This window comes from Citrobacter sp. TBCS-15, from assembly GCF_005280815.1.
In the GTDB taxonomy this organism is placed as follows: Bacteria; Pseudomonadota; Gammaproteobacteria; order Enterobacterales; family Enterobacteriaceae; genus Citrobacter; species Citrobacter werkmanii.
The window spans coordinates 254236-265207 of sequence record NZ_SZWK01000289.1; the positions used below are offsets into that span (position 1 = coordinate 254236).

A 10972-nucleotide genomic window follows, 5' to 3' on the forward strand; every position below is an offset into this window, starting at 1 on the left:
CTTATCCTGCACGGAGCAAGGTTTTCATTTTTTCACTGCGACAGAGCTGGCGTTTTATTTCCACCACCAGCGGGTGGCGCGACAGCACAATCATCACCGCAAACGCCAGCGTTCCCGCCACGATTTGCAACCCCAGCACCGCGCTTAACGGTAGTTGGTTGCGCAGGGTAAAACCCAGCGCATAGCTCACAACCACGGTTGGCATGGAGAGATACAACGGTAGCCACAGACTGAGCATGTACTGACGGTAGCTGGGGCCGAGGACAGGTTTGATCATCACGAAATAGCTGAGGATGGTGTTAATCACCTGAACCAGCAAAAAGCCCAGCGTCACGCCTGTCGCCCCCGCCAGATGTCCGCCGATGAAAATGGCCGGAATAAACAGAAAGGTTTTGAACACATTGAATTTGAAGCTGATATCAACCCGCGCCTTCGCCATCAGCAGTGAACCGATCGGATTCCCGACAGAGCGCAGTAGCCCGACAATGCACAACAGTTGCAGGATGGGGACAATACCGTTCCACTTCTCGCCAAATACCAGCGGCACCAGATTGTTCGATACCACCATTAATCCCAGCAGCGCCGGAAAATTGATGATCCCGACCACCGACAGCAGCTTGTAAAAATTCACCCGCAGTTTTTCGCTGTCGTCCTGAATTTTGGCAAACGCCGGAAACAGAACGCGGGTAATGATCGGATTCAGTTTGATTGGTGGTACAACCGCCACGTTCCAGGCAAGATTGAACCCACCCGCGACGCCTGCCCCCAACGTTCTGGCTAACAGCAGCGTAGAAAGGTTGGTATTGATGTAATTAATGATGCTATCCGCCGTCAGCCATGCGCCGAAACGTAGGTTTGACGAAACGGAAGCCAGCGAGAAATGCGGCCCCGGACGGTAAATCTGGCGACCAAAATAGCCGAACAGCAGCGTACGTAGCGTACTGTTCACCAGATACCCCAGAATGGCCGTCAGTGCGAGCGGCCAGAAATGGGCACTGACCACGGTAAAGGTAAAACCGGCCAGCACCGAACTGGTCTCAATCATGCCGATTTTGTTAAAGGCCAGTTCTTTTTGCATCAGCGCGCGAAACTGCTGCCCGTGCGGTATTACCACAAACGCCAGTGATAACGCTTTGATGAGCGGCGCCAGTTCAGGATTATTGAGTACGCTGGCAATCGTCTCGCTAAGCAGAAACATCGTCACGCATACCCCAATACCGAGTCCAACATTGAGCCAGTACAGGGTGGTCAGCTCAAGGTAGCCAATCTCTTTACGCTGAATAATGGAATTGGCAATGCCAAAGTCAGACAACGTGTCGGCCAGCGCAATGATCACCAGCGCCACGGTTAACAACCCGAACTGATGATTATCAATAATCCGCGCCAGGACGGTCATCTGGATAAGCCCCAGACCTATAATGATCACCGTGGCAATCGCCGACCACTTCGCGCCATTCAGTGTTTTTTCTCGTAAGCTCATGTTAATACGCCGCTTTGTTCACAAAGCCTTTAAATATAGTCAGAAAAACAATTTTGATATCGAACCATAAGCTCCACTCGCGAATATATTCGAGGTCAAATTCCACACGTTTTTCCATTTTTTCCAGCGTATCGGTTTCCCCCCGCCAGCCGTTGATTTGCGCCCAACCGGTAATGCCCGGCTTCACTTTATGACGTAACATGTACCCTTCAATCAGTTGGCGATACTGTTCGTTATGCGCCACCGCATGTGGACGCGGCCCGACGATAGACATCCCTCCGGTCAGCACGTTAATAAACTGCGGTAACTCATCCAGTGACGTCCGACGCAGAAAATTCCCCACCGGCGTCACGCGTGGATCGTTTTGCGTCGCCTGCGTCACCACCGCGTCGTTTTCCATCACTTTCATTGAGCGAAACTTCCAGACTTTGATCGGCTTCCCATCCATGCCGTAACGGGTCTGGCGAAAAATTACCGGTCCTTTTGAGGTCAGTTTCACCAGTAGCGCAATACCGCACAGCACCGGGGAAATCAGCAGCAGGATCAGCGTGGCCAGCACGATATCTTCCGCACGCTTCAACAGACGGTTAATTCCCGAAAGCGGCGTGTCATACAGCGGCACCACCGGAACACCGTTCATCTCTTCAATCCGTGAATGCAGGATGTTGAAGGTAAAGACATCGGGGATGAGGATCACTGAGCAGGTGGTGTCGGCCAGATCACGTACCAGTTTTTTTACGCTGGCGCCATCGCTCATCGACATGGCGATATAGACGTTATGAATGCGTGAGGCTTTAGCGTCATCCACCAGCTGTTGCAGGTTCCCGGCCCAGTCGTGGGAGTTTTTGCCGGGGATAGGATCGTGATAGACGCCGGCCACTTCAAACCCCAGCCACGGTTCATGGCGAAAGCTGTCCAGCAGCATTTGTCCGGCAGGCAGGTCACCAGCCACCGCGACCCGGCGGGTGTTGTAACCGCGATTACGCAGCCATCCAGCGCCGTAGCGAATAAACGAACGACTCAACACCAACCCTACGCTTGACAGCAGATACCATGCCAGCCAGACCGCAAGACGGTTATCGAAATCATTATTAAAGGCAATTAAGCCTGCGCTAAAAATCAGGCTCAGCGTCCAGTTTTGCAGCAACAGCACCAGCTCAGTGGATATTTTGACGCCGCGCCAGGAGCGATAAAAATCCGTTATCCCGCCGAGCATCTGAAAAACCACCAGCGTGATCAACGCCACCAGCAGGTGCATGTACAGGAAAGGCAAACCGCTTAATTCGCAGATTACCCATAGCCCGCCAAACATGATGGTGATATCCGAAAAGCGTTGCACCATCGAAATTAACGACGCATTGGTTTTGGCGCGTTCGCGCTTCTTTAGATGTGTCATCGTGGTTCCTGTTAGTCGCCTTTGGCCCATCATCGGGCAAAGGAAGCACCGGCATTACTGATTCAGCAACGCCAGAAGAGTGCGCGTTCGCGCTTCCATCAACGGAATATCTCCGCGCGATTCCACGTTCAGGCGCACCACCGGTTCGGTATTGGAAGAGCGTAAATTGAAGCGCCAGTCGACAAACGACATGCTGATGCCATCCGTTCTGTCCACCGTCAGCGCCTCACGGCAAAAGTGCTGCTCCACCCGCGCTATCGCTGCCGTCGGCTCCGCCAGCGTGCTGTTTATTTCTCCACTCGCCGGGTACGCCGCCATCCGGTCACGGACCAGTTCGCCCAGTGACTGTCCTTTCAGGCACAGCAGTTCCGCCACCAGCAGCCACGGGATCATCCCGCTGTCGCAGTAAGCAAAGTCGCGAAAATAGTGATGCGCGCTCATCTCACCGCCGTAAATGGCATCTTCATGGCGCATACGCTCTTTGATAAACGCGTGTCCGGTTTTTGACATCACCGGTTTACCGCCGGCCGCCGTCACCACATCCACAGTATTCCAGGACAGGCGCGGGTCATGGATGATTTTCGCCCCCGGATTCTTCTCCAGAAATGCTTCCGCCAGCAGGCCGACAATGTAGTACCCCTCAATGAAATGGCCTTTTTCATCGAACAGGAAGCAGCGGTCAAAATCCCCGTCGAAAGCAATTCCCATATCCGCGCCGTGTTCAATCACCGCATTGCGCGTGTCAGCCCGGCATTCCGGCAGCAGAGGGTTGGGAATACCGTTGGGGAAATTGCCGTCCGGCGTGTTGTGAATTTTGATGAACTCGACCGGCACGCCCAGCGCCTTAAAACGGGCTTCAATGGCATCCACCACCGGACCTGCCGCACCGTTGCCGGAATTGAGCACCAGCCTCATCGGTTTCAGGTTGCCAGGATTGATGTAACCCAGCAGATGATCGATGTAAGCATCGCGAGGATTAATCCGCTGGTAGCGGCCACGTTTGCTCTCATCAACCGCCGGGAAGTCATTCGCTTCCGCCAGACGCTGTACGTCGCGCAGACCGGTATCACCACTGATGGGCCGCGCCCCTTCCCGCACCAGCTTCATGCCGTTGTAATCCAGCGGATTATGGCTGGCGGTCACTTCGATACCGCCATCAACGCCAAGATGGAAAGTGGCGAAATAAATCTCTTCGGTGCCCGACATACCAATATCCAGCACATCCACCCCTGCATCCTGCAGTCCTTTCGCCAGCGCCAGCTTTAGCGTCTCGCTGGTCAGGCGGACATCGCCGCCGAGGACGATGGTTTTTGGCTTCAGGAACTCGCCGTAAGCGCGGCCAATGCGCCACGCAATCTCTTCATTTAACTCTTCGCCCAGTCGGCCGCGGATGTCATACGCTTTAAAACAGGTCAGTTTTGTCATGATTTACCCTTTTTCAGGCAACAGGAGGCCCTGACTCTTAATGAGCCTTTTTAATGAGTGTTAAATGCATTGCCTGGTGCGCATCAGCGCATCAGGCATCAGGCATCAGGCGCGCCCGTATCTGTCCGCAAACCGCACCACATCATCCTCATCGAGGTAAGATCCGGAGCGTACTTCAATCAGATCGAGCGGAATTTTACCGGGGTTCTCCAGACAGTGGGTTGCCCCGAGAGGAATATAGACAGACTCGTTTTCAGCGAGCAGTTTGATATCATCATTAATTGTCACTTTCGCGGTGCCAGCAACGACAACCCAGTGCTCAGCCCGATGATGATGCATCTGCACGGACAATCCCTCGCCAGGCTTGACGGTAATTCGCTTGACCTGGTAACGGTCTCCGGCATCAATGGAGTCATACTTGCCCCACGGACGATAAACTTCGCGGTGAATGTGGTGTTCATGGCGTCCATCAGCTTTAATTTGCTCCACCACTTTTTTAACATCCTGTACTGCGTTGCGATCGGCAATCAGTACCGCATCTTTGGTCTGCACCACCACCAGATCTTTCACCCCAACGGTCGTCACCAGCCCGGATTCGGCATAGACGTAGCTGTTTTCCGTTTTGTGGCTAATGACGTCGCCGTGATGCACATTACCTTCAGCAGTATGGGCGCTGATTTCCCACAGCGATGACCAGGAGCCGACATCGCTCCAGCCTGCGTTCATGGGCATCACCACCGCATCGGCCGTACGCTCCATTACCGCATAATCCACAGACTCTTCCGGGCAGGCGAGAAACGCCTGTTCATCAACGCGAATAAAATCGAGATCGGGATCGACGGTACTCATGGCATTCTCGCAGGACTCAAGGATGTCGGGACGATACTTTTTCAGTTCCTCCAGGTAACGACCGGCCCGGAACAGGAACATACCGCTGTTCCAGTAATAGTCGCCGCTTGCCACATACGCCTGTGCGGTTTCCAGATTCGGTTTTTCAACAAACTGCGCCACCTCAAAAGCCACCGCGTCAGTATTCGACGGTGAAACCTCGCCTCGACGGATATAGCCATAGCCGGTCTCCGGCTGGTCCGGAACGATACCAAACGTCACCAGTTTACCCGCGCTGGCATACGGCATCGCATTGCGAACCGCTTCGCGAAATGCCTCTTCGTCGGCAATCATGTGATCCGCCGCCAGTACCAGCAGCAGCGGATCGTCCCCCGGACACTGACGTTTTGCCGCCAGCGCAGCCAGCGCTATCGCCGGCGCCGTGTTGCGTCCGGCAGGTTCGAGAATAATGTTCTCGGTCAGTTTGTGCAGTTGCCGTAACTGTTCCGCAACGATAAAACGGTGTTGTTCATTGCAGATAACCACCGGACTTTCGCACTCCACACCGTTCAGACGGCAAATTGTCGTCTGCAACATGGTGAGATCGCCTTTCAGACACAGGAACTGCTTTGGATACAGTACGCGAGACAGCGGCCATAGACGGCTCCCCGAGCCACCGGCCATCACTACCGGAAAGAGTTTGTTTTGACTCATCATGTACCCCGAATATCAGCAATAAATTGACTCAGCACGTTTTCTTTATCCAACGTGCGTTCGGCATACTCACGTGCCACCGTGTTAACTTTTGGCATGGTTAGCGCCTGTTGTATCCCGCCAACCAGCGCATTCACTGATTCAGGCTCGACACACACCGCGATGCCTGGGTGAGCGTTACACAACTGACCCAACTCGGTCTCAGGTTCGGCGGTAATCACCGCGTTACCGCCAACGGCAAGAATATTTGTCAGTTTGGACGGCAGTACCGCATCCGCCGCGCCACGCTTTTGTACGACCAGATGACAGTCCGCGAGCTTGAGCAGCGCAGGCAGCGCGTCATAAGATTGCAGCGGAAAGAACATTACGTTACGCAGGTCGCGTTCGCTGGCCATGGTCTCCAGCCGCGCTTTGCCCCCGCCCTGCCCGACGATCGCAAACAGCCAGGGTTGCTCACTCAACTGGGTCGCCGCCTCGATAACGCTCTCCAGCCCCTGCTTTTCACCGATATTGCCCGAGTAGAGAATGATTTTTTTATCTGCGGGCAATCCCAGTTTCTGGCGCAACGCCAGGACATCGGCGTCGGTCACGTCACGAAAGCGCGCCACTTCCGACCAGTTGGGAAAGAAAATAACCTTGCGTGGCGCAACACCTTTTTCCATGGCTTTGTGCATCATGGAACGGGAAATCGTCGAAACATTATCCATGTTGTGCAAACCACTGCGTTCAAAGGCGCTGGCCAGTTTCGCCACCATACCGCGCTTACCTTTGCCCGCCATACCAAGTCCCAACATGGCATCGACTTCATAATCCTGAATGTGGAGCAGCGTGCGTGCGCCGCTGAGTTTTGCCAGCAAGCGCATACCCGGCGTACAAAACAGCGTCGGCACCACGCCGATGATGCGATCCGGCTTCCAGCGACGTTGCGCCAGCAGCGGGAAGAAACTGCTCAGGGCGAAACTGCCCAAATGCAGCAGGCGCTTGAGCGTTGAGGGTTGCTCAGGCACATACAGCGGACAACGCCAGACAGTGGCATCCCCCTCCTCGCGACGATAGCGCCAGGATGAATAGCGACCATTAACTTTCCATTGCGGATAATAAGGCGGCGCGGTGATCACCCGAACGTCATGACCTTGTTGCGCCATCCACTCCACCATTTCACCGGTGTATTTGCCGATACCGGTCAGCTCCGGCGAGTAGTTGATGCCATACACCAGGATCTTCATAGCCCAGGCACTCCGGTCTGGCTTGCCGGGCAGAAGTAAGCCCGGCTGTTGGCGTGTACGCTGTCACTGGCCAGAATTTGCGTTACCGCCAGCCAGCGGTAGGCATCATGTTGGGCCTCAGGCAGTTGCAGGTCGTTTTCTAATACACGCAGACGAAATCCCAGCACGATGTAATGCGTTGAGAAATCATCCCCGGAAAAGTTGTCGTCATAGAAGTGCTGCCAGACACCATAAAACTCAGCGGCGGACAGCGGTAGACGCACCCCCAACTCAGCTTCAGTCAGCCGTTCAAAAGCCGCGTGGAGCGATTCATCTTTTTGCACACGACCGCCGGGAACGAACCAGTAGCCCTGCGCCGGACGATTGAGACGCTTACCGAGCAGAAACTCTCCCTCGGCATTTTCCACGATCAAATCGATAGAAATCAGCGGGGTTGAACGTACAACGGTGGCAAAATCCTCATGACGTAAAAACATGCTTACCCCCGATAACGCTGCTGGTTTTCAAGGAACCACTGCCAGGTGCTGGCAAGCCCTGCCTCAAGTGATATCTCGTGATACCAGCCCAACTGATGCAAACGCGTAACGTCGAGCAATTTACGCGGCGTCCCGTCCGGTTTACTGGCGTCAAACACCACGCGTCCCTTATAACCCACGACCTTGGCGATGGTCTGGGCCAGCTCACGGATGGTGCAGTCCACGCCGGTACCCACATTGATGTGCGACAGCATCGGCTGGGTATATTCCTGCCAGACTTCATGAGCCAGCTCCATTACGTGGATACTGGCCGCCGCCATATCATCCACATGCAGAAACTCGCGCATCGGCGTACCGCTTCCCCACACCACCACATCCGGCGCATTTTGCTCGCAGGCTTCGTGAAAGCGGCGCAGCAGCGCCGGGATCACATGCGAATTGCTTGGATGAAAGTTGTCATGCGGCCCGTACAAATTCGTCGGCATCACCGAGCGATAATCACGGCCATACTGACGGTTATACGATTCACACAGCTTGATGCCGGCTATTTTGGCAATCGCATACGGTTCATTGGTCGGCTCCAGTTGCCCCTGCAAGAGTTCGCTTTCGGCTATTGGCTGGGTAGCATGTTTGGGATAAATACACGATGATCCGAGAAACAGCAGTTTATTCACGTTATGCAGATGCGCCGCATGAATAATGTTGCTCTCAATCATCATATTTTCGTAAATAAAATCAGCGGGATAAGTGTTATTGGCTACAATTCCCCCCACTTTTGCCGCCGCCAGGTACACCTGGTCAATACGTTCAGCGGCGAAGAACTGACGCACCGCGTCTCCGTCCAGCAGGTTAAGCTCATCTCGGGTACGCAGCACCAGTTCAACATTATCTCGTTGGGCCAGCTGTCTTACGATGGCGGACCCCACCATCCCGCGATGGCCTGCCACAAAAATACGTTGTCTATTCATCCTCAGTACTCCAGCGCGATGGCAACCTCGTAACCGTGCGACTTCAGCAGGGAATGTTTCTTCGCTGCTTCAAGGTCGTTAGCGACCATTTCAGAGATCATCTGGCGCAGCGTAATCTCCGGTTTCCAGCCGAGTTTTTCATGCGCTCTGGCCGGGTCGCCCAGCAGCGTTTCTACTTCTGCCGGACGGAAATAGCGTGGATCGACGGCGATTATCACGTCCCCAGGTTTCACGCCTGGCGCATCGTGTCCGGTCACGGAAACCACAATGCCTTTTTCATTCACGCCCTCACCTTCAAAACGCAGTTTGATACCCAGTTGCGCCGCCGCCATTTCTACAAACTGACGCACGGAATACTGCACGCCGGTGGCAATGACGAAATCTTCCGGCTGATCCTGCTGCAGCATCATCCACTGCATCCTGACGTAATCTTTGGCATGCCCCCAGTCACGCAGCGAATCCATGTTGCCCAGGTACAGGCACGACTCCAGGCCCTGAGCGATGTTGGCAATGGCGCGGGTGATTTTACGGGTGACGAAAGTTTCACCACGGCGTGGAGATTCGTGGTTAAACAAAATGCCGTTACAGGCATACATACCGTAGGATTCACGGTAGTTAACGGTAATCCAGTAGGCGTAAAGCTTAGCTACCGCATAGGGCGAGCGCGGGTAGAACGGCGTGGTCTCTTTCTGCGGAATTTCCTGCACCAGGCCGTACAGTTCTGAGGTGGAGGCCTGATAGAAACGGGTCTTCTTTTCCAGACCGAGGAAGCGGATAGCCTCCAGCAAACGCAACGTACCAATTGCATCGACGTCCGCGGTGTATTCCGGTGAGTCAAACGACACCGCGACGTGACTCATGGCGCCCAGGTTATAGACCTCGTCCGGTTGGACCTCTTTTAAAATACGGGTCAGGTTGGATGAATCCGTCAAATCGCCATAGTGCAGATGGAATTTGGGGTTGCTTGAATGTGGATCCTGGTAGATATGGTCCACACGTTCGGTGTTGAATGATGAAGCGCGACGCTTAATGCCGTGTACTTCATACCCTTTTTCCAGCAGGAATTCTGCCAGGTAAGAACCATCCTGCCCGGTTACGCCAGTGATGAGAGCGACTTTTGACATGTTATTACCTCTTCAATGATCCCCTCAGGGAGTAACTTTCTCAACGCGTTCGCGCGTGACTACTGCGGGGTTTCCCCGACAAACGACATTTGCTGGCAGCGATTTAAATACGCTGCTTCGTGCTCCAACGACGGTGCCATCGCCAATCGTCACGCCTGGCGCGACAAAGACATCTGTCGCCAGCCAGCATTTATCGCCAACCACAATCGGTGTGGCGTTAATATCAAAATATTGGCTGGCGTAATCATGACTTCCGGTGCATAAATAACTTTTCTGCGAAATAACCGCATGGGCGCCAATCGTAATATTACCTAACGTGTATAAAACCGCGTCATCGCCCACCCAGGCATAATCTCCCAGGGTTAATTTCCACGGATAAGTAATTTTTACTGAAGGTCGAATAACTACGTTTTTTCCTATTTTCGCGCCGAACATTCGTAATAAAAACGCACGCCAGCGATACATTACCTGGGGTGACCAGCGAAATAGTGTTGCCTGTACCGCCCACCATAATTGCACTTTAATGACGCCGCCACCGCGAAAACCTTTCGGCACGTTAAAACCGCTTAAATCTTGCATAATGTGCCCTTACGTTTTGCCATATAAGGTTTTGGTTTTACCGGTTGTACGCAACCGTAAATATTCAGAAACCCCAGTGAAAAAACTTGGCATATGTAATATCTGCCGCTGCACTTTTTTTGCATCGCGGCATAATTCCAGATTATTCGTCGTTGACACCCCGCCCATCGAAAACTCGGACACCAGCCCGTCCAGTTTTTTGAAAGCGTAACCAGATTTATATAGCCTGGCAGCCAGCGCGTAATCGGACGATATTTTATATTGCAGATCATAACGCCAGATATTGAGTCCGGAGAGCGGAAAAAAGATGGCCTGATGACTGGCGGGCAGGCTGTGATAAATATACCAACCCGGCTTTGCCCGGCGCTTAATTTTGTTGCCATTGCCAAAATCCAGCAACGCGTCGCCGATCACCATGGCTTTATCGCTCTGCGTTTTTAGCTGGCGGATAAACTGGGCCGCATCGGCATGCAGAATATCGCCGGAATTGAGGAACAGTGCAAACCGCCCGCGCGCCATCGCAATGCCTTTGTTCATCGCATCATAAATGCCGTTATCCGGCTCACTGACAAACCGTAACCGGTGCTCTCCACCGAGTCCTTCAAGAAACGCCGACGTACCGTCAGAGGAGCCCCCATCGACAACAATCCACTCAAAACTGATATCGCCTGCCTGCGCCAGCTGTGCCAGCGAGGCGTGAGTTTTGACGATCCCTTCCAGATTGCGAAAGGCGACGGTAATAATACTGAGCAGCAT

Annotated in this window: 10 protein-coding genes; all 10 read right to left on the reverse strand. The window is 53.7% G+C overall.

What is annotated here, in order from left to right:
- Nucleotide 1: 1 nt before the first annotated feature.
- Nucleotides 2-1480 (reverse strand): MOP flippase family protein, encoded by a 1479-nt coding sequence (locus FDW96_RS17030; protein WP_137366009.1) that lies wholly within the window; start codon nt 1478-1480, stop codon nt 2-4.
- A gap of 1 nt (nt 1481) precedes the next feature.
- Nucleotides 1482-2876, reverse strand: a complete 1395-nt coding sequence (wcaJ, locus tag FDW96_RS17035; protein ID WP_042307472.1) for an undecaprenyl-phosphate glucose phosphotransferase — start codon at nt 2874-2876, stop codon at nt 1482-1484.
- Nucleotides 2877-2930: 54 nt separating this feature from the next.
- A complete protein-coding gene (cpsG, locus tag FDW96_RS17040; protein ID WP_137349939.1) occupies nt 2931-4301 on the reverse strand; it encodes a colanic acid biosynthesis phosphomannomutase CpsG in 1371 nt (456 codons plus the stop codon).
- A 105-nt stretch (nt 4302-4406) separates the two neighbouring features.
- A complete protein-coding gene (gene cpsB / locus FDW96_RS17045; RefSeq protein ID WP_079223538.1) occupies nt 4407-5843 on the reverse strand; it encodes a mannose-1-phosphate guanyltransferase in 1437 nt (478 codons plus the stop codon).
- The gene (wcaI, locus tag FDW96_RS17050; RefSeq protein WP_079223536.1) at nt 5843-7069 is read right to left on the reverse strand and encodes a colanic acid biosynthesis fucosyltransferase WcaI; all 1227 of its coding nucleotides are present in this window, start codon (nt 7067-7069) and stop codon (nt 5843-5845) included. Before wcaI ends, cpsB begins: the two co-directional genes overlap by 1 nt.
- A complete protein-coding gene (locus tag FDW96_RS17055) occupies nt 7066-7545 on the reverse strand; it encodes a GDP-mannose mannosyl hydrolase (protein ID WP_042307464.1) in 480 nt (159 codons plus the stop codon). The genes wcaI and FDW96_RS17055 overlap by 4 nt, the downstream gene beginning before the upstream one ends.
- 2 nt (nt 7546-7547) lie before the next feature.
- Complete coding sequence (locus tag FDW96_RS17060) at nt 7548-8513, reverse strand: GDP-L-fucose synthase (protein WP_137366010.1); 966 nt, start codon at nt 8511-8513, stop codon at nt 7548-7550.
- Between the two features lie 2 nt (nt 8514-8515).
- Nucleotides 8516-9637: a GDP-mannose 4,6-dehydratase gene (gene gmd / locus FDW96_RS17065; protein WP_038641779.1), complete on the reverse strand. Its 1122-nt coding sequence runs from the start codon at nt 9635-9637 to the stop codon at nt 8516-8518.
- A gap of 24 nt (nt 9638-9661) precedes the next feature.
- Nucleotides 9662-10216: a colanic acid biosynthesis acetyltransferase WcaF gene (wcaF, locus tag FDW96_RS17070; protein WP_042307461.1), complete on the reverse strand. Its 555-nt coding sequence runs from the start codon at nt 10214-10216 to the stop codon at nt 9662-9664.
- Between the two features lie 9 nt (nt 10217-10225).
- The gene (gene wcaE / locus FDW96_RS17075) at nt 10226-10972 is read right to left on the reverse strand and encodes a colanic acid biosynthesis glycosyltransferase WcaE (protein WP_042307459.1); all 747 of its coding nucleotides are present in this window, start codon (nt 10970-10972) and stop codon (nt 10226-10228) included.